The sequence below is a fragment of the Massilia cavernae genome, from assembly GCF_003590855.1.
Taxonomy (GTDB): domain Bacteria; phylum Pseudomonadota; class Gammaproteobacteria; order Burkholderiales; family Burkholderiaceae_D; genus Telluria_A; species Telluria_A cavernae.
The window spans coordinates 1-26456 of the sequence record NZ_QYUP01000041.1 but is presented as its reverse complement, the minus strand read 5'-3'; the positions used below and the strand labels follow the sequence as shown (position 1 = coordinate 26456).

Annotated in this window: 24 protein-coding genes; 4 read left to right on the top strand and 20 right to left on the bottom strand. The window is 61.5% G+C overall.

The features are described from left to right. Nucleotides 1-489: 489 nt before the first annotated feature. A complete protein-coding gene (locus D3872_RS04355; RefSeq protein ID WP_119809646.1) occupies nucleotides 490-1053 on the top strand; it encodes a hypothetical protein in 564 nt (187 codons plus the stop codon). On the opposite strand, the gene flhA is transcribed toward D3872_RS04355, so the two are convergent. Together flhA and flhB are read right to left on the bottom strand one after the other, a co-directional pair. Continuing rightward, entirely contained in the window at nucleotides 1050-3143 is a 2094-nt protein-coding gene (flhA, locus tag D3872_RS04350; protein WP_119809645.1) for a flagellar biosynthesis protein FlhA, read from the bottom strand. The two genes, D3872_RS04355 and flhA, sit on opposite strands and share 4 nt — an antisense overlap. Continuing rightward, entirely contained in the window at nucleotides 3140-4321 is a 1182-nt protein-coding gene (flhB, locus tag D3872_RS04345; protein WP_119809644.1) for a flagellar biosynthesis protein FlhB, read from the bottom strand. The genes flhA and flhB overlap by 4 nt, the downstream gene beginning before the upstream one ends. Before the next feature lie 341 nt (nucleotides 4322-4662). Here flhB and D3872_RS04340 point away from each other — a divergent pair, with 341 nt between their 5' ends. Both D3872_RS04340 and D3872_RS04335 read left to right on the top strand, forming a co-directional pair. Further along, the gene (locus D3872_RS04340) at nucleotides 4663-5016 is read left to right on the top strand and encodes a hypothetical protein (protein ID WP_119809643.1); all 354 of its coding nucleotides are present in this window, start codon (nucleotides 4663-4665) and stop codon (nucleotides 5014-5016) included. Between the two features lie 114 nt (nucleotides 5017-5130). Next, on the top strand, nucleotides 5131-5490 hold the full coding sequence (locus tag D3872_RS04335) for a diacylglycerol kinase (protein WP_119809642.1): 360 nt from the start codon (nucleotides 5131-5133) through the stop codon (nucleotides 5488-5490). Nucleotides 5491-5503: 13 nt separating this feature from the next. Here the strand turns inward: D3872_RS04335 and D3872_RS04330 are convergent, their stop codons facing one another. After that, entirely contained in the window at nucleotides 5504-8353 is a 2850-nt protein-coding gene (locus D3872_RS04330; RefSeq protein WP_229459157.1) for a YjbH domain-containing protein, read from the bottom strand. A 436-nt stretch (nucleotides 8354-8789) separates the two neighbouring features. Between D3872_RS04330 and D3872_RS04325 the strand changes: the two genes are divergently transcribed. Next, nucleotides 8790-10718 carry a polysaccharide biosynthesis protein gene (locus tag D3872_RS04325; protein WP_119809641.1) on the top strand — a complete coding sequence of 643 codons (1929 nt, stop codon included), beginning with the start codon at nucleotides 8790-8792 and terminating at the stop codon, nucleotides 10716-10718. Between the two features lie 273 nt (nucleotides 10719-10991). On the opposite strand, the gene D3872_RS04320 is transcribed toward D3872_RS04325, so the two are convergent. The 17 genes from D3872_RS04320 to D3872_RS04240 all read right to left on the bottom strand — a co-directional run. Next, the gene (locus D3872_RS04320; protein WP_119809640.1) at nucleotides 10992-11552 is read right to left on the bottom strand and encodes a sugar transferase; all 561 of its coding nucleotides are present in this window, start codon (nucleotides 11550-11552) and stop codon (nucleotides 10992-10994) included. Next, complete coding sequence (locus tag D3872_RS04315) at nucleotides 11552-12505, bottom strand: NAD-dependent epimerase/dehydratase family protein (protein ID WP_119809639.1); 954 nt, start codon at nucleotides 12503-12505, stop codon at nucleotides 11552-11554. The genes D3872_RS04320 and D3872_RS04315 overlap by 1 nt, the downstream gene beginning before the upstream one ends. Before the next feature lie 7 nt (nucleotides 12506-12512). Then, nucleotides 12513-13643: a non-hydrolyzing UDP-N-acetylglucosamine 2-epimerase gene (gene wecB, locus D3872_RS04310; RefSeq protein ID WP_119809638.1), complete on the bottom strand. Its 1131-nt coding sequence runs from the start codon at nucleotides 13641-13643 to the stop codon at nucleotides 12513-12515. Beyond that, entirely contained in the window at nucleotides 13636-14646 is a 1011-nt protein-coding gene (locus D3872_RS04305; RefSeq protein WP_119809637.1) for a nucleoside-diphosphate sugar epimerase/dehydratase, read from the bottom strand. Before D3872_RS04305 ends, wecB begins: the two co-directional genes overlap by 8 nt. Before the next feature lie 8 nt (nucleotides 14647-14654). Further along, nucleotides 14655-15509 (bottom strand): dTDP-4-dehydrorhamnose reductase family protein, encoded by an 855-nt coding sequence (locus D3872_RS04300; protein ID WP_119809636.1) that lies wholly within the window; start codon nucleotides 15507-15509, stop codon nucleotides 14655-14657. Next, a complete protein-coding gene (locus D3872_RS04295) occupies nucleotides 15509-16738 on the bottom strand; it encodes a glycosyltransferase family 4 protein (RefSeq protein ID WP_119809635.1) in 1230 nt (409 codons plus the stop codon). The genes D3872_RS04300 and D3872_RS04295 overlap by 1 nt, the downstream gene beginning before the upstream one ends. 35 nt (nucleotides 16739-16773) lie before the next feature. Then, complete coding sequence (locus D3872_RS04290) at nucleotides 16774-17049, bottom strand: hypothetical protein (RefSeq protein WP_119809634.1); 276 nt, start codon at nucleotides 17047-17049, stop codon at nucleotides 16774-16776. Next, nucleotides 17031-17363: an NAD-dependent epimerase/dehydratase family protein gene (locus tag D3872_RS04285; protein ID WP_119809633.1), complete on the bottom strand. Its 333-nt coding sequence runs from the start codon at nucleotides 17361-17363 to the stop codon at nucleotides 17031-17033. The genes D3872_RS04290 and D3872_RS04285 overlap by 19 nt, the downstream gene beginning before the upstream one ends. A 79-nt stretch (nucleotides 17364-17442) precedes the next feature. Next, nucleotides 17443-18222, bottom strand: a complete 780-nt coding sequence (locus tag D3872_RS04280; RefSeq protein ID WP_119809632.1) for an AglZ/HisF2 family acetamidino modification protein — start codon at nucleotides 18220-18222, stop codon at nucleotides 17443-17445. 2 nt (nucleotides 18223-18224) lie between these two features. Further along, nucleotides 18225-18839 carry an imidazole glycerol phosphate synthase subunit HisH gene (gene hisH, locus D3872_RS04275; RefSeq protein WP_119809631.1) on the bottom strand — a complete coding sequence of 205 codons (615 nt, stop codon included), beginning with the start codon at nucleotides 18837-18839 and terminating at the stop codon, nucleotides 18225-18227. Further along, complete coding sequence (locus tag D3872_RS04270) at nucleotides 18836-19972, bottom strand: N-acetyl sugar amidotransferase (RefSeq protein ID WP_119809630.1); 1137 nt, start codon at nucleotides 19970-19972, stop codon at nucleotides 18836-18838. The genes hisH and D3872_RS04270 overlap by 4 nt, the downstream gene beginning before the upstream one ends. 81 nt (nucleotides 19973-20053) lie before the next feature. Continuing rightward, nucleotides 20054-21271, bottom strand: coding sequence for a glycosyltransferase family 4 protein (locus D3872_RS04265; protein WP_182915675.1), 1218 nt, complete (start codon nucleotides 21269-21271; stop codon nucleotides 20054-20056). A gap of 44 nt (nucleotides 21272-21315) precedes the next feature. Continuing rightward, nucleotides 21316-21954: an N-acetyltransferase gene (locus D3872_RS04260; protein ID WP_119809629.1), complete on the bottom strand. Its 639-nt coding sequence runs from the start codon at nucleotides 21952-21954 to the stop codon at nucleotides 21316-21318. A 15-nt stretch (nucleotides 21955-21969) separates the two neighbouring features. Continuing rightward, a complete protein-coding gene (locus tag D3872_RS04255; protein ID WP_119809628.1) occupies nucleotides 21970-23232 on the bottom strand; it encodes a hypothetical protein in 1263 nt (420 codons plus the stop codon). After that, nucleotides 23225-24700 carry a hypothetical protein gene (locus D3872_RS04250; RefSeq protein ID WP_147373788.1) on the bottom strand — a complete coding sequence of 492 codons (1476 nt, stop codon included), beginning with the start codon at nucleotides 24698-24700 and terminating at the stop codon, nucleotides 23225-23227. The genes D3872_RS04255 and D3872_RS04250 overlap by 8 nt, the downstream gene beginning before the upstream one ends. 5 nt (nucleotides 24701-24705) lie before the next feature. Next, nucleotides 24706-26208, bottom strand: coding sequence for an oligosaccharide flippase family protein (locus D3872_RS04245; RefSeq protein WP_182915674.1), 1503 nt, complete (start codon nucleotides 26206-26208; stop codon nucleotides 24706-24708). Between the two features lie 4 nt (nucleotides 26209-26212). Further along, nucleotides 26213-26456: SDR family oxidoreductase (locus D3872_RS04240; protein WP_119809625.1), on the bottom strand; the 244-nt coding region annotated here is incomplete at its 5' end.

The window sequence follows — 26456 nt, the reverse complement described above, 5'->3', positions numbered from 1 at the left end:
AGGGCATCGCGCACCTTGCGCAAGGCCTCACGTGATGTGGCTGCAGTAAATTTCTTGACGTTCATTCTGTTCAGCTCCCGATACCTGCATGACGTGCCGCCACATGGCGCACATCTCGATCTCATGGCGTCATTATTGACGATGCCTAGAAGAAACCATCGGGGGAAAAGGCGGGGAAATGGGGGCCATTTCGGACTCCGCGCGGACCGGGTGCTGAATATCAAGGACTTACGCGGGGAAGGCCCCGACGCGGGGCAAATTCGGGGACAGACCCCAACTTCGGGGACAGACCCCGGCGTTGGGGTCTGTCCCCGAAGTTGGGGTCTGTCCCCGATCTCGTGTCCCCGATCTCGCAAACCCTTGCGCGCCGCGCCGTGCGGTGACGCAGCCCGCGTCAGCTAAACGGTATCTACTGTATATTAGCTTGTACTTTTTGCCACAAATTCGTCCCAGCGTTCTGGAAGCCTTGCCGTCCCGGGGAGTGCCATCGTGAACAGCTTGTGCATCGCCACGTTTCACCGACTCGCCATCGCCACCGCCCTGCTGCTTGGCCCGATGCTTGCGCATGCCGGCAATCCGCCCGAGCCGCCGCAACAGGAAACGCAGGACGCTGCCGGAGGAGCCGCGCAACTCGCCGGCAAGCCCGAGCTCACCGCCATCGCGGCCGCAGTTGCCGACGGCGTGAGCACCGGGCTGGCCCTGTCGGCCGGGGCGGTGGAACTCAACCCGGCGGTCTCGCCCACGCCGCTCGGCCTGGTCACCCTGACCGGCGCCAAGATCGCACTGGTGAAGTACGCCCAGACGCTGCCGGAAGAAGAGAAACGTCTCGTTACCAAGCTGATCTCGTCCTTGTGGAGCGGCGCGGCGCTCAACAACATCGCGGTGTTGCTGGCGGCGCCGCCGCCGGTGTCGCTGCTGCTTGGCCTCATCATGGGCCTGGTTACCTGGCACCAGGCCAGCCAGGCTTACGAGGAGGCCGACCAGGCGCTCGCCGCGCGCGCGCTGCCCATCGCCTTACCCCTGGAACAGGAAGCGCTGGCCCTGCGCGATTAACCCGGCACGCCCACCAGGCTGGTCACCTTGATGGTCTTGGTCTCCGGTACCTCGTTGTGCGACAGTACCTTCAGCTGCGGCAGCGCGCGGCGCAGGAAGCGCGACAGCAGCGGACGCAGCGGCCCCGGCACCAGCAGCACCGGCGTCAGCCCCATCTGCTCCTGCTGGGCGGCGGCCGCGCCGGCCTGCTGGGCGATGGTGTCGGCCAGGCCCGGCTCGATGCCGCTGCCGTCGCCGCCGGCACCCATCGCCTGCATCAGCAGACGCTCGAGGCGGTTGTCCAGGGTCATCACGGACAGCTCGTTGGCGCCCGGGAACAGCTGCTGGATGATCGCCCGGCCGAGCGCCACCCGCACCAGCGCCGTCAGTTCGTTCGGGTCCTGGGTCTGCACCGCGTACTCGGCCAGGGTTTCGATGATCGAACGCATGTCGCGGATGTGCACGCCTTCGGTCAGCAGGTTCTGCAGCACTTTCTGCAGCGTCGACAGCGGCACCAGCTTCGGCACCAGGTCTTCCACCAGCTTCGGCGATTCCTTGCCCAAGTGGTCCAGCAGCGCCTGCACTTCGGTGCGGCCCAGCAGTTCCGATGCGTGGGTGGTGATCAGGTGGTTCATGTGGGTCGCCACCACGGTGCCGGCGTCGACCACGGTGTAGCCCATGCTGGTCGCTTCGTCGCGCAGGCCGGCGTCGATCCAGGTGGCAGGCAGGCCGAACGCAGGGTCGGTGGTGACCAGCCCTGGCAGGTTGCCGGTCGCCATGCCGGGATTGATCGCCAGGTACTGGCCGTTCATCGCTTCGCCGGTGCCCACTTCCACGCCCTTGAGCGTGATGCGGTAGGCCGATGGTTTCAGTTCGAGGTTGTCGCGGATGTGCACCGGCGGCGCCAGGAAGCCGACTTCCTGCGCGAACTTCTTGCGGATGCCCTTGATGCGCTTGAGCAGTTCGCCATTCTGGCTCTTGTCCACCAGCGGGATCAGGCGGTAGCCCACTTCCAGGCCCAGGGTGTCGACCGGCATGATGTCCTGCCAAGTCGCTTCTTCCTGTTCCGGCGCGGCCACGGCGGCGGCGGGAACGGCGGCGGCGTCCTCTTTCTTGGGCGCCTGGGCTTTCTTGGCAACCAGGTAGCCGGCGCCGATCAGCACAGCTGCCAGCAGCAGGAACACCAGGTTCGGCATGCCCGGGATCAGGCCCATGCCGCCGATGATGGCGCCGGTGATGTACAGCACTTCCGGCTTGGCGAACAGCTGGCGCACCAGCTGGGTGCCGACGTCCTGGTCGCTGGCCACGCGCGACACCACCATACCGGCCGCGGTCGAGATGATCAGCGACGGGATCTGCGCCACCAGGCCGTCGCCGATGGCCAGCAGGGTGTAGGTCTTGGCGGCATCGGCGAAGGCCATGTCGTGCTGCAGCACGCCGACCAGCAGGCCGCCGATGACGTTGATCAGGGTGACCATGATGCCGGCCACCGCATCGCCGCGCACGTACTTCGAGGCACCGTCCATCGCGCCGTAGAACTCGGCTTCCTGGGCCACCTCGGAGCGGCGGCGGCGCGCTTCGTCTTCCGCGATCATGCCGGCGTTGAGGTCGGCGTCGATCGCCATCTGCTTGCCTGGCATCGCGTCCAGGGCGAAACGCGCGCCCACTTCGGCGATACGGCCCGCGCCCTTGGTGACGACGGTGAAGTTAATGATGGTCAGGATGATGAAGACGACAATACCGACGGTGTAGTTACCGCCGATCAGGAAGTGGCCGAAGGCTTCGATCACCTTGCCGGCGGCGGCGCCGCCGGTGTGGCCTTCGGTCAGCACCACGCGGGTCGATGCCACGTTCAGCGACAGGCGCAGCATGGTCGACACCAGCAGGATCGCCGGGAAGGCCATGAAGTCGAGCGGCTTGACCGTGTACAGGGCGGTCAGCAGGACAATGACCGACAGCGCGATGTTAAAGCTGAAGAACAGGTCGAGCGCGAACGCCGGCAGCGGCAGGATCATCATCGCCAGCAGCAGGATGATGATGGCCGGGGCCGCGAGGGCGGAACCGCCGCCCTTCATCGGTGGCATCCATGCTGGCATTTTCAGGCTGTTCATCGTGCTGCTCCGTTATTCGTTTCTGGTTTCTTCTTTTGCGATGCCGGGTCGTGCGGATCGAGTTCAGGCGGTACTGGTAGCTTGCCCGGACGGTCTGGGTACTTGCCGCCCGCCTTGTTAAAGGTTCGCAGCTGGAACACGTAGGCCAGTACTTCCGCCACCGCCGAGTACAGTGCTTCCGGAATCTCGTCGCCGATCTCGGTGTGCTTGTGCAGCGCACGGGCCAGTGCCGGCGCTTCCAGCAGCGGCACCTTGTTCTCTTGCGCCAGTTCGCGGATGCGGGCCGCGACCACGTCGGCACCCTTGGCCACCACGCGCGGCGCGCCGCGCTGGCCGTCGGCGTACTTCAGCGCGACGGCGTAGTGGGTCGGGTTGGTGACCACCACGTCGGCGGTCGGGATCGCGTCCATCATGCGGCGCTGGGCCATCTCGCGCTGCATCTGGCGGATCTTGCCCTTGATCTGCGGGTTGCCGTCGGATTCCTTGGATTCCTGGATCATTTCCTGGCGGGTCATCTTCAGCTTGTCGCCGTAGTGCCAGATCTGGTAAGGCGCATCGATCGCCGCCACCAGGCCGAGGCCGCCGACGATGAACAGGAAGGACGAGGCCAGCATGTCGACCAGGTGGGAGGTGCCGCCACGCAGGTCCTCGACCGCCAGGCCGAACACTGCTTCCTTCTGGCTGACCACGACGAGCCAGGCGACCGCACCGACCACCAGGGTCTTGGCGATCGCCTTGAAAAATTCGACCAGGGCGTTCTTCGAGAACATGTTGCCGAGGCCGCTCATCGGGTTGAGCTTGCCGAAATTGGGGGTGAAGGCCTTGGTGGAGAACAGCCAGCCGCCGATCAGCAGCGGCGAGGCCAGCGCGACCAGCATGATGGCCACGGCCAGCGGCAGACAGGCGATCATGACCTGGGCGATATCGGAAGTGATGCGCTCGATCAGCACGGTAGGGTTGTAGACCTGCTCACGGTCGAGCGCGAGGCCCGACACCATGGTGGCGTTGAGCTGGCGCACGAGGCCGCCGCCGGTCATCCACAGGCCGGCGCCGGCAGTCATCAGGACAGCAAAGGTTGCCAGTTCGCGCGATCGGGGCACGTCGCCGTTTTCACGGGCCTGCTCCAAGCGCCTGGCTGACGCCGGTTCTGTCTTTTCTGCGTCGCTTTCGTCCGACATCCTGACTCCTGTATGCGCCCTGCGCTGCGTTCACCACGACACAGCATCCAGCTCTCAAGGCCGTATTATTCGCTTTATTGCTTCAGGACAATCGGAGGAACAGGGGGGCAAATGGGGGGCAATTCGGTCGGCGCGGTGTACGGACAGGATGCACGTCACATATTTTCCATTGATAGGAATGCATGCTTTGCCGATAGTATTGGAGAGAAAGAATAGAATGCCAACAGATTGACAAGACTTATTGGCAAATACCTGCTTGCGCTTGTGAAACTTATCGGAAATCGTTGCTATAATAAATATTCCAAGCGGTAAATTGTTATCTTCAACTAAGGATGTAATAAATGAAAAAGATTCTCGCTGTCACCGCAATCCTGAGCCTCGTTTCCGGCCAGGTTCTCGCCCAGGTTGTTGAGACCGCAGCCACGGTCACGACCACCACCACCGCGCCTGCGGCAGCCGCAGCCACCGCAACCACCGCAAGTACCGGCGCCGCTGCTGGTGCTGCTGCTGGCACTGGTGCTGCTGCTGGCACCGCTGCTGCTGCTGCTGGCACTGCTGCTGGTGCCGCTGCCGGTATTGGTAGCCTGGCAGCAGCGACCGGCCTGTCGGTTGGCGCATTGGCAGCCGTCGGCGCTGGTGTCGCGGCAGTGGCAGTTGCTGCGTCGGACAACAGCTCGTCGACCACCCACCACTAATCGAACGCGCGTCTTCGCGCTTTCTCCGGGCTGGCCTGATACTCGGGCCGGCCCAGTTTTTTCCTCCTGGGCTCCTGCCCCTGCCTGCTTCACAGCAGGTTCGCTCCCTCAGCAATGAAAAACCAGCCATTCCACAAGCGACTCGGATTTGCACTCACGGGCATTCGTTACGCATGGCGCGGCGAAAAGAGTTTTCGGGTGCAGCTTGTCGCGGCCCTGTCGGTGGTGCTGGTCCTGATCTGGACGCAGCCGTCGATGGTATGGTGGGCTTTGCTGCTGATATGCACCGGGATGGTGCTTGCCGCCGAATTATTGAACACCGCACTGGAGGCGGTGGTCGACCACCTGCATCCGGAAATTCACCCGGCCATTGGGCTGGCCAAGGATTGCGCCGCAGGCGCGGTGCTGGTATTGAGCGTGACCGCCGCCTGCGTGTTCATCGCGTTTTTGGCCGACACCTTCCTGCCGGCCTGACTGCTCTTCTTTTTTAGTACGACGTACTCCACGCCACACTGACTTCTTTACGCCCCGGCACGATCGTCAGGCGCGAACGCGAATCGTCGCGCTGGGCCTGCCACAGCCAGCTTCCCATCGCATAGCCAATGATGCCGCCGGCAACGGTGTCGGATACCCAATGGTCGCGGCTGGCGACCCGCCCCAGCGAAGTCAAGGCGGCTACGCCATACAGCCATGGCGCGTCGTATTCCTGGGCGAACGGCGTCACCGCGGCGAACGCGATGGCGCTGTGGCCGGACGGGAATGAGGAGTCGGAGCGAGAGTAGCCTGGCCCGACCTGTTCCCACGCGCCGCGTTCCTCGTAAGGGCGCGCACGCTTGATCAGGTGTTTGCCACCCACCGACACGCCAACCGCGCCCGCCACCGACTGCAGCGAGATCAGGCCGATGTTGGCCATTCGCGTATCGCCGAAGGCCACCGCGGCGCCCGCTGCACCCGCCAGCGCCAGCGGCATGTTCTTGCCGAAGGTGCCCCAGTGGCGCGCCACGCGCGAATCGTCGTAGCGTTTGATGAAGCGGTCGGTTGGCTTGTCGAGCAAGGCGCCGGCCAGCACGGCGCCGGCCGCGACGCCGGTGCCCTGCACCCATTCCGGCACCGTCGGCATGGTCGAGCGCGACTGCTCGAGCCGCATCCGGAACTGCGGCCAGGCATTGAAGGTTCGCACCGGCGGATTGACCGCTGGATGGTTCTGTTCGTCGGCGCGCTCGGCGAAATTTCCCAGCCCGTCGAACACGTTCATGTCGCGCCGCGGCTGCTCCACCATGTCGTACAGGTCGCCTGGCGAGACGACCATCTGGCCGACGTCGCGGGTCCATGGCGATATCGTCATGCCGGCGGTGACCTGGGTGTCCGACAGCAGCATGGTGTTGATCGGGATCGACAGGAATACGCCCTTGTCGTTGTACGGATCGGAGGGCGTGCCCGGGCTGGTGATGTCCTTGCCGTTGGTCTTGGTGTACCACGCGCCGATCTCGACGCCGGAACGGAAGCGGCGCTTGAACTCCATGCGCACGCCCCTGTCCTCGGCCAGGAAGCGCCCTGCCCTTGCGGTGGCCGTGACGTCGTACGGCAGCTTGTAGTGCAGCGCGCCGAGCGCGGTGACGGTGTGGTAGTCGCGCTTGTCGAACCAGCCCTTGAAACCGCGCTGCTGCAGCGCGTCGACCGACAGGTCGGCCGCCCAGCGGCTGTCCTTCGGCAGGTACATCAGCTGGCCGCCGAGGCCGCGGTACATCTCCTCGTACAAGCCGCCCGACACGCGCGCGTACCAGCGTTCGGCCGGCATCAGGTACTGGCTGAGCATCAGGCGGTTCAGCTTGAAGCGGCCGCCGCGCTTGTATTCGGCGATGTTGGTGCGCACGTGAGGCAGCAGGCTGTTGGACGGCTGGGTGACGTCGGAAACGTTCTCGATGACGTTGAGGCGGAACGCGCCGCTCAGGTACAGGCCTTCGCCGAGGCGCTTGTCGTAGTTGGCCGCGGCTGCCAGTTCATACTTCAGCGCGCCGCTCGGGTCGTTGAAGAAGAAGCCCAGCTTGGGGGCCAGCTTGAAGCGGTTGGCCTCGCGGTCTTCGGAACTCAGCTGCACCATCTCGCCGTCGCGGCCGACGTGCACGCCGAGGCCGCCGCCATCCTTGACGCCGTCCAGCAGGCCTTGCTGATCGGCGATGCGGTCGGCCGGCGTGGACTGGCGCACCAGCACGGTCTGCAGGAAGGCGTCGCGCGTCGCCAGGCCCGTCAGGTAGTCGCTCAGGGTGCCGAGGTCGAAGAACTCGTAGGTGACGACCGGCTGTTCGAGCCTGGTGTAGGTGATGTGGATCGCACGGGTGCCTTCCGGCGCGAACGCGAGCGCAGTGCGGCTGGCGCGGCCGATCGCGCGGCCCGTGCTGGAAATGCGGTTGTTGGTCAGCGTGAGTTTGAGGATATCGCCCTCGAGCTGGACGCGGATGTTCTTGAAGTCCTGGCGGGCGAGCGCGCGCACCAGCGCGGCGCCGTGGCGCTCGTCCTGCTGCCATTGGCCGAAGGTGGCGCGCGCGGGGGCGTCCTTGGGCTGGAAGTAGGCCGGCTCGAGCAGCTTGGGCAGGAATTCTCGTTCGCCGAACGGGATCGAGACATAGGCGTTGGCGCTGAAGTGGTCGCGGTGGCGGGCGACTTGGGCGCCAAGCCAGCCCCAGCGGTATTCGAGGCCGACGGACGGTCCCTTGCGACGCTCGCCGGCCTTCGTCTCGGCGGCGCGGAAATCGGTGGGATAGTCATTGGCATCGTATTCGGCCACTACCGACCAGCGCGGAGCGGCCGCTGGTGTCCAGCGTACGCCGCCGAACACGCCATCGGGCCGGGATGCACCGTAGCCGATGCTCGCCTCAATATTCTTTGCGGCGCCAAACGTTTTTGTGGCGACCAGATACTGCCCCTTGAACAGCTTGGTACCGAGAATGTCAGTCGCGCCCACGGCAATCGCTGGGCCCCAGGTGCCCTCGCTCAGCAGCTGGAGCTTGCCGTCGATGACCTTGTCCTTGTAGCGGCCGTATTCGGCGCCAAACTGGCCTTCGACATTCGTAAATCCCGGAATTCCTGCAATCGACACATAACGGGCGGTCATTTGCAGGAATGGAAGTGGCGTGGCAGTTACCCACATACTTCCATAAGGGCTGTCATAGCCATATCCGACGGTAAAGGTCGAATCCGCTTCCACGGTGGCGCTCGGCATATTTATATAGCCCGATGGCCCGTGCACGGTTGGGGTGGCGCCGAACGCCTGGGCCACGCCCATCGCCAGCGCGCCGCACCAGGAGTACTTAGCTGAAATACTGAAGAACTTGTTCACAGGGACTTGAGAAGGCTGACTGCGTCGGGCATCGCCGATCAATCATGGTGACGAAAGGAAAGAGTTTATCATCTTGCAGCTTATGCTTCCAATACTTGATAAGCATCGGCACTCTGCCGTTTTGTCGCTCCGCGAGCACCGCGCAGGGGCGCAGCAGCGCAATACCTTATTCCGACGTGAAAATGTTGGGTAAAGGCAACATAAATGCGTTCCCGCCATTTGCCGATAGGACAGGTACGTGTTTCTTCTGCTAAACTATTGTAGTTAACTAATAAACCAGCCTAAATTCCTGTGTGGAATAGAGCACATTCAGAACACGCGACTCCACTTATACGTTTTTTCTTCGGCGTGTATAGATATCATTCTTAGTTATTTTTAATCGTTGTGAGCATTTGTCTGTATTTGCCTGCAATTAGCGTACTGTGTCGTAGGATAAATGAAAAAAAAATTTCTGAACTTACCGCGGCTGCATAAGCAGGCAATTGCCGCAGCAGTCGACTTCCTGTTTGTTCCCCTGACCCTGATCGCCGCTCTTGCACTCCATTTCGACGCCCCCAGCATCAATTCGTTTGCCGATTACGTCTGGGTAATCGTGGCGGCACCGTTGGTGTCAATTCCGATTTTTGCCCGCATCGGCCTGTACCGCGCGATCATTCGCTATATCGACCACAAGATTGTAGAGACTGCACTTACCGGCGCGGCCGGTGCAGTCACGGTGCTGGCCGGCATGGCCAGCCTGTTTTCGCGGATCGATTTTACGCTGACGCCTTTCGTCATTTTCGCTGCCAACCTGGTCCTTTACCTGCTAACCAGCCGCTTCATCGCGCGCGGTTACTTTTTGGGCAGTAACAGCGGTCGGACGCGGGTGGCTATTTACGGCGCCGGCGGCGCCGGCGTGCAGCTGGCTAACGCGCTGATGTCGAGCAAGGAATATTTGCCGGTGCTATTCGTCGACGACAATCCTCAATTGCTGAAGACCGCGATCGCCGGAATCAAGGTGCATTCGCCCGCTCGCCTGGACGAACTGGTTGCTTCGCACGGCATTGCCGCAGTGCTGTTGGCCATGCCATCGCTGAGCCGCTCCGAGCAGCGCGCTATCATCGACCGCCTGACCCCACTCAAGGTGAAGGTCAAGGTCACCGCGTCGATGCAGCAGCTGGTCACCGGAAGCACGCGCGCCGATGATGTGCGCGAAATCCTGATCGAAGATTTGCTCAGCCGCGATCCGGTTGCACCGCAGGCAGAACTGCTGTCGGTCTGCATCAAGGGCAAGTCGGTCTGCGTTAGCGGTGCCGGCGGCTCGATCGGATCCGAACTGTGCCGCCAGATCGTCAAGCTGGCGCCCAAGCGTCTGGTAATGCTGGAACTGTCCGAGTTTGCACTCTACGCGATCGACCAGGAATTGCGGAACTTCACCGCCGCCCACGGCCTCGAAATCGAACTGGTTCCCTTCATGGGTTCGGTATCCGACTACAGCAAGTCCAAGGAAATCTTCCAGCGTTTTCAAGTCGAGACCGTTTATCACGCGGCCGCCTACAAACACGTGCCGCTGGTGGAACAGAACCCAATCGAAGGTATTCGCAACAATGTGTTCGGGACCCTCAACTTCGCCCGCGCCGCAGTTGGCGCCAAGGTCAAGTGCTTCGTGCTGGTGTCGAGCGACAAGGCGGTACGCCCGACCAACGTTATGGGCTCGACCAAGCGCGTCGCCGAACTGATCCTTCAAGCGTTCTCGCGCCAGCACACCAGCACCCGCTTCTGCATGGTGCGCTTCGGTAACGTGCTCGGTTCCTCTGGCTCGGTGGTGCCGCTGTTCCGCCGCCAGATTGCCGCTCGCGGTCCTGTGACGCTGACCCACCCGGAAATCACGCGCTACTTCATGACCATCCCGGAAGCGGCTCAGCTGGTGCTGCAAGCCGGATCCATGGGCAAAGGCGGCGACGTATTCGTGCTCGACATGGGCGAACCGGTCAAGATCGCCGACCTGGCTCGCAAGATGGTTTTGCTTAGCGGTCAGGAATTGCGGTCCGAGGACGCGCCGGGCGGCATTGAGCTGCGCTACGTGGGCCTGCGCCCGGGCGAGAAGCTGTACGAAGAGCTCCTGATCGGCGACAACGTAACCGGTACCGAGCATCCGCTGATCATGCGTGCCGAGGAAGCGGAGATCGCGTGGCCCTTCCTCGAACTGATGCTGAAGCAGCTCGACGATGCCTGCACGCGCGGCGAACACGATGTAATCCGTAGCCAGCTGCGCAAGATGGTGCCCGAATTTAGCCCTTCGTCGGACATTGACGACCACCTGTGGAAGGTTCAGGGACGCAGCGGCGCGAAGTTCGAGGCCGAGCGAATTGCGGAAATCGCATAAGACCGCAGCATTCTCAACGCTCCCGACCCGGCCATATGCCGGGTTTTTTATGGCTGAACGTAACCCTGTTTCGCAAAAGCGCAACGGTCTGGGTTCAGCGCACGATGCGTGAGCGCACTCGAGCAAAACGCCATGCCGCCGGATGTCGACCAGAGCTGATCAGAAAATTGGGAGTGCCCCGTGCGGCCGCATCCGCCCGGGTAGCAGGAGCCGCCAGTGTTGCCGGGCGTGCCTCGATGGAGTGCCACACGCGGGCCAGGGCCCGCAGGGATTTCAGTGGGTCACGCCCTCGCGGCGCGTCACCTTGACTACGGTCAGCAGAATCACTTTGGCATCGAAGTATAGCGACTGACGTCGCAGGTATTCGAAGTCGAGCTTGACCTTTTCGCGCAGCGGCAGCTCGTCGCGGCCATTGATCTGGGCCCAGCCGGTCAGGCCCGGGCGGATCAGATGGATGCCGCTCTCGGTCCGCATTTCGATCAAGTTGTGCTGATTGAACAGGGCTGGACGCGGGCCCACCACACTCATGTCGCCGTTCAGTATGCACCATAGCTGCGGCAATTCATCCAGGCTAGACTTGCGCAGGAAGCCGCCGACAGGAGTCAGGAACTGTTTCGGGTCGTTCAGCAAATGGGTTGCCACCACTGGGGTGTCGACTCGCATCGTGCGTAGCTTGGGCATGCGGAAGATGCGGTTGTCGCGGCCGACGCGGTCCGACCAGTATAGCACCGGCCCCTTCGAGGTCAGTTTGACAAGCAACGCGCAAATCAGGAGCGGCACCGCAAACACGATTGCGGCGGCGCCGCCGAGGATGATATCGAGAAAACGCTTCATTACTGCTTCTGCCCTTCAGTTGTCAAAAAATGTGCCACGGTCGTGGCGACCGCAACCTGCGGGGCGACGACGGGTGCCCATTCTAAACGCTCACGGGTGTGTGCGATATCGACCTGTAGCGAGCCGAGCAGCCTATCTGCAACACCCTGCTTGCCGGCCAGCCCCGCCAGTGCGTAGAGCAAGGCCGGAGGCACCGGAACCAGCGTCACCCGCTTGCCCAGCGCCGATGCCATCAGGGACACCAGCTCGGCCACGGTCAGGTCGGCGCCGTCGGACACCATAAACACCCCGCCGCGAGCAGCCGGGTGCTGGGCGCAACGGATCAGCAAGTCGACGAGGTTGTCCAGCGAGACCATGCTGCGCCGCCCTTTTACCGCGCCCAGCGGCAGCGGCACCCCCTTGCGCACCAGCTTCAGCAGGTTCAGGTAATTGGCGCGAACACCGGGGCCGTACACCAGCGGCGGCCGGACCACCACCACTTCCAAGCTTGTTTCGCGCGCCAGCGCGAACAGGGCGGCCTCCGCCTCCATCTTCGACTGGCCGTACGGGTCGCGCGGCTGCGGCATGTCGGCGCCGCTGTAGGGCGCACGCCCGGTCGTCGATTCCCCGTTGACCTTTACGCTGCTGACGAACACGAAGCGCCTTACGCCCGCCTCGACCGCTTGGCGCGCCAGTTGCAGCGTCGCCTCGACATTGACCTGGCGGTAAGCCTGCAGAGGATCGGCCACATGGTCATCCATCATGTGAACGCGCGCCGCCAAGTGGATCACGGTGCCGCAGCCGGCCAGCGCGGCGCGCCAGTCGGTCGCACCGTCCAATTCGCCGACAGCGATTTCGCCGGGGTTGTGGCCGTGGCGGGTCGCGGCCACAATCGGGATTGCGCGCCCTCGCAGGGCCGTGCACAGCGCAGTGCCGACGAAGCCATTGGCGCCGGTAATGAGGATGGGTGCCATGTTGCTGTTATGCTCCCTTCGACCACACGGTACGGTTGACGTAGTCCGTGTAGCTGAGCACGATGCGCAGCACTTTCTTGGATACGGCGCCAGCGTCGTAGTCGGCAACGCGACCGATCTCTTGCTGGCCGCGCTGGTGCTGGGCCACGATCACTTCGACCGCCTGCAGCACCCGCTCCTTTTTCAGTCCGCTCATGACCAGGGTGCCGGCGTCCATGCCTTCCGGTCGCTCATGGGCGCTGCGGATGGTGATCGCCGGCAGGTTGAGCAGCGAGCTTTCCTCTGTGATGGTGCCGCTATCGGAGATGACGCACTTGGCCGCCATCTGCAGCTTGATGTAGTCGCAGAAGCCGAACGGCTTAAGAAACTGGATATGCGGGTTGAGCGCGCCCAGCTCAAGTGCATCGAGGCGTTTTTTGGTACGAGGATGGGTCGACACGATCACCGGCACCTGATAGCGCACCGCAAGCGCGTTAAGCGTTTCGACCAGGTCATACACGTTTTGCGGCGTGTCGACGTTTTCCTCGCGGTGGGCGCTGACGATGAAGAACTCACCTTCCTTCAGGCCCATGCGCTCGAGCACCGTTGACTGATCGATCTTCGCGCGGTAGTGCGCAAGCACCTCGTGCATGTGGGAGCCGGTCTTGATCACGGTTTCAGGCGGAATGCCCTCGGCCACCAAGTAGCGCCGCGCGTGCTCGGTCAACACCATGTTGATGTCCGAAAGGTGGTCAACCACCTTGCGGTTGATTTCCTCGGGGACGCGCTGGTCGAAGCATCGGTTGCCCGCTTCCATGTGGAAAACCGGGATCTTGCGGCGCTTGGCCGCCATTACGGCCAGGCAGGAGTTGGTGTCGCCGTACAGCAGGATTGCATCCGGCGCTTCGCGTTCCATGACGGCGTCGGATTTTTCGATAATGCGCGCGATCGTCTGCGCCACCGAGTCGCCCACCGCTTCCAGGAAATAGTCCGGCTTACGGATTTCGAGGTCTTCGAAGAATACCTGGTTCAGTTCGTAGTCGTAGTTCTGCCCGGTGTGTACCAGGATATGCTGGACGTGCTGGTCCAGCTCGGCGATGACGCGGCTCATCTTGATCAGTTCTGGCCGCGTGCCGACGATCGTCATTACCTTAAGCACGCAGTTCTCCCTGGATGTAATCGAGCTTGTGCAACAGTTGCTTGATCTGTTCCACCGACAGGCGCTCGGTGTTGTGCGAGGTGTAGTCGTCCAATTCGGAAATTTCCTTCTCGCCCTCGCTGAAGTACTTGGCGTAATTCAGGTCGCGGTTGTCGGCCGGAATCCGGTAGTAGCCGCCCATGTCTTTGGCGTGCGCCATTTCCTCGCGCGAGATCAGCGATTCATACAGCTTTTCGCCGTGGCGGGTGCCGATCACGCGGATCTCGTTCCTCTTGTTGAAAATCTCGCGCACCGCCTGCGCGAGGTCGGCGACGGTCGAGGCTGGCGCTTTCTGCACGAAGATGTCGCCCTGCTTCCCGTGCTCGTAGGCGTACAGCACCAAGTCAACCGAATCGTCCAGCGACATCAGGAAGCGCGTCATGTTGGGATCGGTAACAGTCAGCGGCTTTTCCTCGCGTAGCTGCGACACGAACAGCGGGATAACCGAGCCGCGCGAGGCCATCACGTTGCCGTAGCGGGTGGCGCAGAACACCGTGTCGCCTTCGCGCTGCAGGCGCGCCTTGGCCACCATCAGCTTTTCGGCCATCGCCTTCGAAATGCCCATCGCGTTGATCGGATAAACCGCCTTGTCGGTGCTGAGCACAACGACACGCTTGACGCCGTTGGCCTGGGCCGCATTCATAACGTTCTCTGTGCCGATCACATTGGTGCGCACTGCTTCCATCGGGTAGAACTCGCACGACGGCACCTGCTTGAGTGCGGCCGCATGAAATACGTAGTCGACCCCGCGCATGGCTTGGTCGAGGCTGGCGTAGTCGCGCACGTCGCCGATGTAGAACTTCAGCTTGCTATCGTTGAGCGCGATCCGCATTTCTTCCTGCTTCTTCTCATCGCGGCTGAAAATCCGGATTTCCCTGACCGAGGTGGTCAAGAATCGCTTTAACACCGTGTTTCCGAACGAGCCAGTGCCGCCGGTAATCAATAATACTTTGTCGTCAAACATGGATCTTCCTACTTATATGAATGCATGGTGGTAATCATTTCGTTCCAAGACGGCGCCACGTAGCCGGTTGCCTCGCGCAGACGACTGGCGTCGAGCGAGCGGTCGATGACCAGGGATGGGTCGTCGGCGATCTCGATTTGCTTGCCGTACACGCGCTTGATCAGGTTCAGCAAGTCGAACTTGTTGATCGGCTCGGCGGCCACGTGGTACAGGCCCGACAGGTCCGGGCGTGGGAAGATGACATCGCGCACCAGCGTGGCCAGCACCACAGTCGGCAGTCCCGAGAAGATCGCCCTGGAAAAGCCGCGGCAGTTCGCCCCTTGCGAGAGGAACCAGTCGACTAGGCTATGGCCGTTCTGCAGCTCATGGCCTATGATCGAGGTGCGCAAGGTAATTGCGTTGTCCGTGTGGACTTCGCCAATATACTTCGATTTTCCGTACAGATCGGTCGCATCGGATACGTCTGTCTCGTGGTAGCGCCCCTTGGTACCCGCAAAGACACAGTCGGTGCTCACATGCACCAGTCGCGCGCCGGCCAACGCGCACAGCTTTGCGAGCCGGTGCGGCAACATGGAATTGATCGGCAGCACGCGCAGGGGATCGTTGGCTTGGGCCAGCTGCTTGACCACTCCGACACAGTTAACCACCACGTCTGGGCGCGCCTCGGCCATCGCGCCGGCCAATGAGTCGACGTTCTCGACATCGACCCCGATTAGGAAGCGCTCGGCAATCGCCGACTCGAAGTAACGACTGGCGCTAGCTCCGCGTACTGTTCCGATCACTTCCATCCCCGCATCCTCGCTGAGTACACGTACCATCGCGCTGCCGAGCATGCCGCTCGCACCCAATACCAATACCCTCATCACTGTTCATCCTTCCTGTTTGCTATGCACGACCCGACGATAGCGGCCAGCTGGCCGACCAGCATGTCGTGCGAAAAATGCTGCGCGAAATAGCGCGCGCCGTTGGTTCCCATCCTGGCCCGCTCTACCGGATCGGTGCGGTACAAGCGCAGCACCGCGTCGGCCAGCGCCGCCCCGTCCTCAGCCGCGACTGCCACGCCGGCGTTAGCCCGCCGCACCAAGCGCGCGCCCTCGCCGTTTAGCGAGGCCACGATCGGGCGCCCGGCGGCCAGGTAATTCTGCAGTTTGCTCGGCACCGTGTAGCTGAAGATTTCCTGGTCCGTAAGGGTGACTAGGAGCGCGCCCGCCTGCTGCATGACAGCCGGCATGGTTTCGACGGGGTACCTGCCCGGCAAGTGGAGGTTGTCCAGCTGGCGCCGGGCTTTTTCCTCCAGCATCCAGGCACGCCGGCTTCCATCGCCGACCACGACGAAGGCGATCTCGGGGTGGCCACGCAGCATGGCGGCCGCCTCGACGATGACGTCGACCGCCTGCGCAGTGCCGATGTTACCGGCGAACAGCACCGGGAACGGGGCGTCGAGCCCGTCCAGGGCCGGCGCCGGCGCCGCAGACGATTCGGAAAAACTGTCGTCACCCGAGTTCGGGTAGTACAGCACCGGCGTGTTCCCGGCCAGCGCGCGTACCGGTGCCTCGAACGCTTCCGATTGCACCAGCAGCAGGTCGACATGGCGGTAAATGAAGCGCACCACGTGCTCGACCGCCTTGAGCACCAGCTTGTTCTTGACGTGGCCAGTGGCCGATAGGCTGGCTGGCCACAGGTCCTGCACCCACAGGATCACCGGTGCGCGCTTGAGCCAGCCCAGCATGATCGCAGGAATAGCTTGCAGGATCGGCGACGGAGCGTACACGAAGATCGCGTCGAACTTCTTCTTGCGCAGCAGCCAAGGACCAAAGGCCATTCCGGATAACACGAAGGACAGGTAATTGAGCGCCAGCCGCAGCCCGGACGCACCGCGCGCTAACAGGGGCACGCGCAGGACCTCCATCCCGTCGAGTACCTCGCGGTGGACGCCGCCGGCTCGATAGCCGTCAAATATCTTGCCCTGCGGATAATTTGGCTTACCGGTCAGTACGGCCGCATCGACGCCGTGGCCGCGCAGTGAGCGCGCCAGGTCATTGATGCGGAAATTTTCTGGCCAAAAATACTGGCTTACGACTAACAAACGCAAAGCGCCCTTGCCTTTCCTGTTTCGCGCCGCAGCCGTCATGGCTGCGCTTCCGTAGGTGCCAGGCCCGACGCAGGCAGACTGTCCTGCTTGTCATGCAGCGCCAGGATCCGTGCCAGTGTGGCATGCGCGGTGCGGTCCCAGTCATAACGCTTGCTCATTTGCAGGGCAGCTGCGCCGACTTCGAAGCCGTAGGCGGCCCCCCCCAGCACGCGCGCCAAGGCTGTGGCAATCTCGTCGGAGGCGAATGGCGAAAAATAGGCCAGCCCGGCGCCGCCGAATTCCGGCATCGGCATCACGTTCGAGGACAGCACTGGACGCCCCGAGGCCATCGCAACGAGTTGATCGGGATTGCCTGCAACGGGTCGTTGCCATCGGCAAGTTGCTTAACCAGTCCGACGCAGTTGACTACGACGTCGGGCCGCACCGCGCCGAACACCCGCGCCAGAGAGTCGTGGTTCTCGACATCGACGCCCGGGACGATATTCTGGCGCAGCTCGTCCGCAAAATGCCGCCGTGCCGACTCGCCGCGAGCGCTGCCGAATACCTGGAGCTCCGGCATCTCGGACAAAGTGCGGAACATGGCATTGCCAAGCATGCCAGTAACGCCAAGAATTAATACTTTCATCTGCTTCCTTTAGTGCAGCGGCAGAGCATGCACTGCGATCGCCGGCGCGCGCTGTGTGCCGCCGGCATACGAAAACACATCACTCTACGTTCAGTGCGCTACTGATCATGCCGTCGCGCTCGGCCACGGTCGGATAATTGATCAATACCGCGCGGTAGCTTCCCTTGAACACGAACATGCTGCCAGCGGCCGCGCCAACTACGCCGCACGTGCGGATCAGCTTGCCGATGTCGGCAAGCGACCCGGCTCCGCCCAATACCGACATCGGAAGGGCCACGGCCTCGCGCACCTTCTTGGCCAAGTCCAGGTCGTAGCCCTTCATCTGTCCGTCCAGATCGATTGAATTGATCACGATCTCGCCGGCACCCAGCCGTTCCGCCGCGCGTGCGAGTTCGACCGGCGATTTGCCAGTGGCCTTCTTGCCATGGTGCGTATACACCTCGTACTTGCCGAACAGTGACTTCTTCACGTCAAGCACAACCACAACGCTCTGGCTACCGATTTCGGCAGCGATTGCGGTGATCAACTCCGGATTGGCGAGCGCGGCCGAACTGAGCGCGACCTTTTCCACACCCAGACCGATAATCGTCTTCGCCTGCGCCACCGTCTTCACGCCGCCGCCGTAGCACAACGGCATGCGGCACTCTGCGGCGAGCTTCTTGATCACGGCAAAATCAGGCGCGGCGCCGGTGACGCTCGCGTCGATATCAAGCACGATGAGTTCATCGGCTTCCTTTTCATTGAAAATCTTGACCGCGTTGATCGGATCGCCAACATATTTGGAAGCCCCAAACTTGACGGTCTTGACCAACCCTTTATCACGGATCAGCAAACATGGAATAAACCTGGGTCGCAGCATAATTAGATATCCGCAAAATTGCTTAGCAACTGGCTGCCGAAGTGATGGCTTTTCTCGGGATGGAATTGAACGCCATACACATTGTCGTGCCGTACTGCGCAGTGAAATTCGGGCCCATAATCCGTCATCGCCAGAATGTCAGAGTGCTGATGGCATTCGAAATAGTAGGAATGCAGGAAATAGAACCGCGCGTCGTTTTCTAATCCCTTAAACAGGCCACCCGGTTCGGCGGGCTTGACGTCGTTCCACCCCATGTGCGGTAGATTGGCCCCAGAAGGCATTTTCGCCATGTCAAATTTCCTGACGGTCCCGTCGATCCAGCCAAGGCCCGTCAGTTTGCCCTCATCGCTGGACTTAGCCAGCATCTGCATGCCAACGCAAATGCCGAGCACCGGAACGCGCTCATGCGTCACCAGCCGCTCAACCGTGTCGCGCATTCCAGACTGGTCCAGGCGTTCCATTGCGTGGTCGAACGCGCCCACGCCCGGCAGGACTAGTTTGGTGGCACCGGCTAAATCGGCTGTCGATTTGGCCACCTTCACCGGAATGTTCAGGCGGTTGTAGACATTGGCGAACGCCAACACGTTGCCGAGTCCGTAATCGATAATCGTAATCATTTATAAAGTCTTTTTTCTAGTCCGAGCAGGCTCATCATCCTCGCGCCAATCTCGATCAGTGAACGCTTGCTCTTGTAGTCATAGCTCGATCGGTTCTCGCCATTGAAGATGTCGCGCAACTCGTCGACTGTCATGTCCAGTTTGTGCGCAACATACTCGAATTCGCGCTTGAGGAAGTGGTCATCCAGTTCGGGCGTGGCGATGCGGTCCAACGCCTCCCGACGTGTCATCTGCCCGGTCATGATAAGGCTCGAGAAGTGGGCGCGGCGGCGGTCAAAGCCGAACTTGCGCGGGAGCCAGTAATCCTCAAAGAACCGGGTGAAACGCGATTCGTGGTGTTTATGCTGGAACTTCTTCCACCCGAAGCGCTGCTCCAGCGTTGCCTCTGCATCTTTTTTTACATATGGCATCAGGTCGAGTGGCTTGAACACCTGCATCCCCAGGATATATTTGTAATAGACCTTCGACGTGAACACGTCCACGATAGGGAAGCTCTTCAGCGGTTTCTTGCCAAATTTCGAGTGAATGTCCATGATCAGGGTCTTGTCAGTACCCGGGTAGGCCCCCCACTCCTCCGGTTCGCGGCAGCACTCGGTCGAATAGTTGCCGCCTGTCAGCACGTACTTGATCTTGTTTTCGCGCGCGAACTTGTACAGCGTCGAAAAGAACGCCGTGTCCTGAGCGATATCCTGGTGCGGAATCTGCGACTTCAGCAGCGCAACCTGCAGGTCCTTGATCTCTTCCCAGTTGATCACTTCCGTAAACAGTTCGAGCCCAAGGCCATCGACGAGCTTCTCGATGTTGCCAACAGCTTGGTCCGTATTCCAGCCCGCATCCACGTGGAACAGCAATGGACGCAGTCCCAGCTTCTCCTTTGCGACATAGGTCAGGTAGGAACTGTCCAGCCCCCCACTCAAGCCAATAATGCAGTCGAAGTCCTTGCCCTTGCCGTGTGCCTTGATCTTTTCTACTGTACGCATCAACTGCTGCTCGCCGCGCTCGTCGGTGTGCCAGCTGGGAACGATCGAATTGTGGAAGTTATTACAGTAGACGCAACGACCGCTGTCATCGAACGTAATGGTCGAGTCGGATGTATCCATGATGCAGGTTGTACAGACTTGATATGGTTTCATTTCAGGTGCCGGTTAATTATTGGGTAGAAGGCATGCGTTTAACGACACGGGTTCGGTACCGCTGCCCGTACGCGCCATACCTCACGCCGTCTGAAGGACCCGCTGGTAGAGTTCCAGCAGTTTCCGAGCATTCGTCGACGGGTCGAAATTACTTTCCGCTAGCCGTTTTGCGTTCGCGCCCATGCGCTCAACTTCATCCGGGTTATCTGCGAAGTGAAGGATCGCTTCCGCCAGCTTGGCCGGGTCTTTCGCGGGAATTGCAATACCGGTTTCTCCGTCTACCAATGTGTCGGCGAACGGTTTGCTGACCGAAACAATACTCGGCACCGCCGAGAACGCGGCTTCGAATACGGGACGGCCGGGCGCATCGTAGTGCGATGGGAACAGCAGCACGTCAAGCCGGTCATAAACGCACTTGATGTCGAGAGTAGCGCCAAGTAGGTGGAAGCAGTCGGACAGGCCGTCGCGCTCGATCTGCGCGGCAAGTTCCGATTGCACGTTCTGCGCGAGCCCGGCGCGCGCCAACGCCCACGCCTTGATGCCCTTTTCCTCAGTCGTCACACCGCCCACGACAAGAAATTCGACGTCACGCCCGGCCTCGCGGATCGCCTTGGCAGCTTCGAGCATCTCGAACAAACCCTTCGAGTGATGCAGATTGCCGACAAAACCAACCTTGAGCGACCCCGGTCGCAAAGCGTCCAGCTTCTCGACGACGTGCCGGTCCGGTTTCGGCGCGCGCTTAGCGGTAAACGAATTTTGGATCACGTGGACAGACAGCGATGCCGGCAGAGTGGCGCGCGTGTTCTCATTGATTGCGACGACGGCGCCTGCCCGTCTTGCCAGTATGTCGACCAGCCAGCGCGTGCGCCGCGAACGCAGGTCGCTCTGGTTCAGCGAGCGCACGTGAACCACCATTGGCACCCGGAACAGGCGCTGCGCAATCATGGCAGGAATGATGTACACGGCCTCGTTAACGTGGATTAGGTCGATGTCCTTCCAGCGGTGACGAGCTTTCATCAGCGCCGCGACGGTGAATGGGAGGTGAAACACTTCCCGCAGCAGGACAAGCCAGCGGATGCCTCGGTAGTGGCTGTATCGCGTATTGTCAAACTTGGTCATGCCGCGCGTGCTGACATAGTCTTTCGCGACCTGCATGTACACGTCCAGTGCCGTCCCACGCGAGGCGACAAAATGCGGTTCGACCGAGCCTGCCGGCAAAGCACGGACCGCTTCAAACAGGCTGCGCGATGCCCCGCCAAAAGGGCCGTCACCGTCGATGTAAAGTATTTTGATAGTCATAGTTCTTCAGTAGTGCGCGGGCGATAAAAACCGCCGCTAATTCTTCACGCAACGGATCTCATCCGTTCGAGTTTGACGCCGGGCGTGTACTTCAGGATGTCGACCGGGCCCGGACGCCGCGTCATCGTCTCGTTGTCGAGAATGTAGGTGTCGCCAGTGTGAGGGCATGTCCACGCATCTCCGCCGACCAGCGGCAATGGTATCTTGTCGCCATATGCGCTCACCCAGCCAAGATGGCGCGCAGGCACGCCAACCATCAACGACCAGTCCTTGCTGTCCCTGGTCAGAGTGCTTCCAGCTGCCAGGAAGCAGCCCATGCCGATCGTGATTCCCGGCACGACAGTCGAATTCGCTCCCAGCGTTGCCCCAGCCTTGACGAGGGTCTTGTCGAACGTCGCGCGGCGGCTTACTGCCGCACGAGGAAACGAGATGTGAGTGAAAACCATGAACGGTGCGCAGAAGACAAAGTCTTGCAGTTCGACGTGAGAGAATACCGAGACCGAATTGCCGAGCCGACAGCCATTACCGATCACGGCATTGTTTCCAACATACACGTTTTGGCCAAGGTTGCAGTTCTCACCGATGACACCGCCCGGTTCGACGTGGCAGAAATGCCAGATTGAGGTGAAGTCGCCGATCGCAGCGCCGTCGTCGACGACTGCGCTAGCATGAATGTTGATCATTTTGATAATTCCAGTCTAGGATAATTTGATGATTCGGGCGGGGCGCCGTCGGCGCGGGGCCGACAGAGCCCTTAGCAATACATAGGCAACAAGCAGGTTGGCGCCCACCGAAATATGGAACAGTTGAGTGATGCCACCGCCGTTCAGCCACGAGAAAACGTGGAAACAGAAGTAGGTCGAGAGCATTGCGGCGGCCATCGCCCGTCCGGCGCGAATCGCATTTGCGATGCCACGATAAAACCCGCCTATCAGCAAACCCGCGATAATGCCAAAGAACACAACGCCGAACCAGCCTCCGCCTGCGATCACTGCTTCGGCAAACGGGGTGCCGGTTACCGAATGGCCGTTGGCAACTGCCATGAGCGAGCTGCCGGACAGGTTGGTGAGCATCCAGTCGTAGTGGTAGCTCATCCACTCTGCCAAGTCGGTCTTTGTCACGAAGATACTCAGCACTGTATCCCCGACGCTGGCAAGCAGGGTCGGCCAATAGTTCGGCAGCGGTTCACCAGCCTGGTGCAGCCCCCACACGTACCACGACACGTCGCCTTGGAGGATCGTCAGTCGGCTGAACAGGAAGGCAAGGACCTCCACGTCCTCCATGAGTTGCGAGTCGAACACGAAGAAGAACATGACCAGCGAGCCAAGAAAGACTGCCGCGAACACAAGCAACTTGTGTACCGGAAGTTTCCAGTACATGATCAGCAGCCCCGGCAGGAGCATGAACAAGCCGGTTGTCTTGAATCCCCACGTCGCGCCGGCCAGAAACACGATGAAGGCGTTCAGGCGCCACATCCACTTCACATGCGGCGCCTGGTCGGTTTTGAGCATCAGTACGGTCAGGTAAGCGAACAGCGCGGGGACCGCAAATTTGGTCATCAGGTAGGGCAGTGCCCCAAGTGGGCCTAGCGTTGCGCGGAACAAGCCTTTCTCGATCGAGCCGAGCCAGACCTGGATGCCGCCGAATACGAACAGCATGGTGAACAGGAACACGCAGTTGAGCACCAAAAAGCGGCACGAGAAATGCATAAACGCCTTGGTCGGCTCGACCTCGCCCGGCAACCCTTTCGCTACCTCGACGGTACGCCTGCGGAGGGAAAAATAACCAGAGCTGGTGCCAAACGCGACCAGGAGCGTAATGGCCATGAAGGTGGAAAACGCCACCGTGGCCCCATTCGGCGTGCCCGGTATCCCGACCGACAGCGACGGTTCGCCGCCCTCGACCAGCCAGATGCCGATCAGGGGCGACGCCAGCACGAACATGACGAGGTATTTATACATGCACATCCTCAGCTGAGGGCATACTGCCGGGTACGCCGCACGTATTCAGGAACTGTGCGTAATTGTCCAGCCATCCGCTGGCCCACATGCCGTCGCGCTGGTTTGCGGGCAGCCGGCCGACCGCCTCGTTCTCGAGCAGGCCAACCAGTTCCTGCGCGCTGCGGAACGACTCGAACGGCAGCACAGGGAAGCAGAAGCGCGCCTTGGGTGTGTCCCACATGAACAGCTTGTCTGCGATTCCGGCTGCTTCGAATAAGCCGGTCGATAGTTCGCTGACGACCACATGTGCGCTCAGAACGGACGTGTACAGATCGTCGTTCTGGTCGATGTGGATCGTGCCGTCGATGCAGCGCCCGTACTGGGCCGCGACCACGACCCGCTCTAGCGGGTGCGGTCGAATCACCACCCGTAAGCCGTCACGGCCGGTCTGACGCGCGAGTTGGCGCGACAAGTCCACGTAGATCCCGAATTCCGTGCCGTCGGCAAGGATCAGGATGGTGTTCTTTGCCTTATCGGTCGTGCCCATTCGCGCGAGGCGAAAATCACGATGCGGGTTGCCGACCTCAGTCATCCGCACCGGTGCGTTGATGCGATCGTTCCACCACGTCCCGTAGCTCAGGAAATGCTCCGGCAGGCTGGCGCGGTAGTCGGCGCTCGTTTGCAATGCCGCTCCGAAATTGTAGCCGTCGTGCCCGGGCGCAATCGTACCATGCTGGTATTCGACGGTGACGACGCCCTGGTCGCGCGCCGCACGTATCAAGGTAGCCGAAGGGCCGTAGCAGGCCCCGATCAGCAGCAGCACCTTTGGCTGGATCCGGTTGAGCATAGCTTCGTAGCTGCGCAACTGCTGCGGCATACCGGCAATCTTACGCGCCAACATCGAAATCAGTACTTGCTCACGCTGCGCGCCAGGACTCCAGCCCAGCAGGCGCGCGCCGCGCGCGCTAACCAGCTCAATCAGTCTTGCGGCCTGCTGCACATGGCGGTCACGCACGCGCAGGCGCGCTTCGAGCGCATTACGGGCCTGCAGCGGAGCATGCATAAGCATCCGGCGATTGTGGCGCGGACCAGGCCAGTGCCAGTGGAAGTGGTCCTCGACCGTAATCGTCTGGCGCGGATAGGCCAGCGCAAAGTGGTCGCTAAGGCGGTTAAGCAGCTTGCCATCCACCAACTGGTTGCCGATGCCGGTCGACAGCATGCAGACGTCGGCCCGGGACTGGCCAGTAACGCCTAGCAGCGCATTGCGCACGACCGAACGCCCGAACGTTGCGATAGCGCGCGACGGAGGAACACCCTTGCTCACAGAGCCATCTAATGGCGTGCCGTACAACAGGTCCGACATTGCCATGCGCATGAACACGGTTCGCACGTGCGGCCACAGCAGGATGCCGGTCTCCGCACAGCGGAAATCCAAGATATCAGGTACATCCTCGACGGCAAGAAGTTGCGCCAGGGTGATGGAAGGCATCGTTGTCATGTTGGAGTGGCACCGTCTAAAAGAATCGCCGCGGCCGCGCGGGGCCGCCCGTGCAACAGCTCGAGTAAAGCGCGACCGAACAGACGCGGCTGCTTCCACAGCAGCATCCCGACAACGCTCGCCAAGCACCCCAAGCCAAGCAGTTTCAACGCGATGTTGGCCGCGAGACTGCCCGCGTCCAGTCTGGACAGGCCAAGCGCTGTGGCAAGCGACAGCCCGAAAGCCAGCGCTTGGCGCGCGTAGCTCCACCGCACCTGTTCGTAGCGGTACGCCACTACCGCGATCAGGATGGCCGCCAGGGTTTGCCCGAGCACGGCCGCCACGGCTGCGCCCATCAGGCCGAACGCCGGGACTAGCACCAGTGACAAACCCAGGCAGATCAGCGCGGAGGTGACCGTACCGAGCGGGATCAGGCGCACCGCGCTTCGGTCATAGAACATGACGTTCACGAATATCAGGTAGAACGCGTTCGCCACGCCGGCAAACACGAGGAATGGCACGACCACCGCGGCCGGCGCGTAGGCCGCGCTGGCCATCAGCCACAGCAGTTCAGGCGCGTACCCCGCGACCCCCGCGCCGAGGACGCAAAACAGGCCGACGAATACGGTACCCGCAGTACGAATCTGCTCGATGTCGGCAGGTTGGCCTCGCTTGAGGGCACCCATCGTCAGCGGCACGTAGGCGCGGTTGACGCTCTGGGCCAGCACCTCTACTACCAGTGCGAGCATGGCACCGACAGAGTAAAGGCCTGCCGCTGCAGTGCCGAGGTAGCTGTTCAGGACCAGCCGATCGACGACGGCGGTAACCTGCGAGGACACGGAGTGCGGCACCAGCGGCAGGCTATAGCCCAAGGCCAGCTTCAGGTGGGACCAGCGCAGGCACAGTTGCAGATCGTCGCGCAGCAGCCAAAATGATACAAAAAAGAACACTGCCGAGGTCACCAGGGTGGCGATCAACGGTGCACGCACGCCCCAGCCCATCTGCACCAGCAGAGCAATGGTAAGTACCGTGGTAAGCGCGAAATTTGCGAGCGACACTGCGGCAAAACGGGCCGCCTGGTTGCGCATCTGGAGTACGGCCAGGAAGGCAGAAAAGAACGGCTGGAAAAACGTGGCCATCACGCCCAGCGCGACGAACGGCCAGAACGGAACGTCGCCGATAAGTGGCCGCAGCAGCACTTCCCCTGTCAGCAGCAGCAGTCCGGCCAGCGTGGCCGACAAGAGCAGCACGAAGACGAGGATACTTCCCCAGAACTGCGCCAGCATTGGCGGGTCGTCCTGGTACTCGAAATAAAAACGGGTGATCGCGCTGGTCAGGCCAAGCGTGAACACAATGCTGAGTATTCCGTTAACTGCGGTCACGATCGCCAGTACCCCATACGCCGACGGCTCCAGGTAATGCGTGTACAGCGGCATTAGAAGGAACGCGGCGCCACGCTGCAACACATTGGTTGAGGCATAGATAGACGAATTCGCGCCGAGCTTTCGAAGGATACTCAATCGATCACCACGCGGTCCAGCCGCCATCGACTGCCAGCACTTGGCCAGTTACGTAACTCGACGCATCCGACGCCAGGTACAGCAAAGCAGGCACCATCTCATCGGAACGCGCCATGCGGCCCATCGGCACACGTTCGGAATAGCGCGCCGAGAACACGCTGTTCTGACCGCTTGCAACGCCGCCGGGAACCAGGCAATTGACGCGGATGCCCTGCTGCGCCCAGTGCATGGCCAGCCACTTGGTCAGG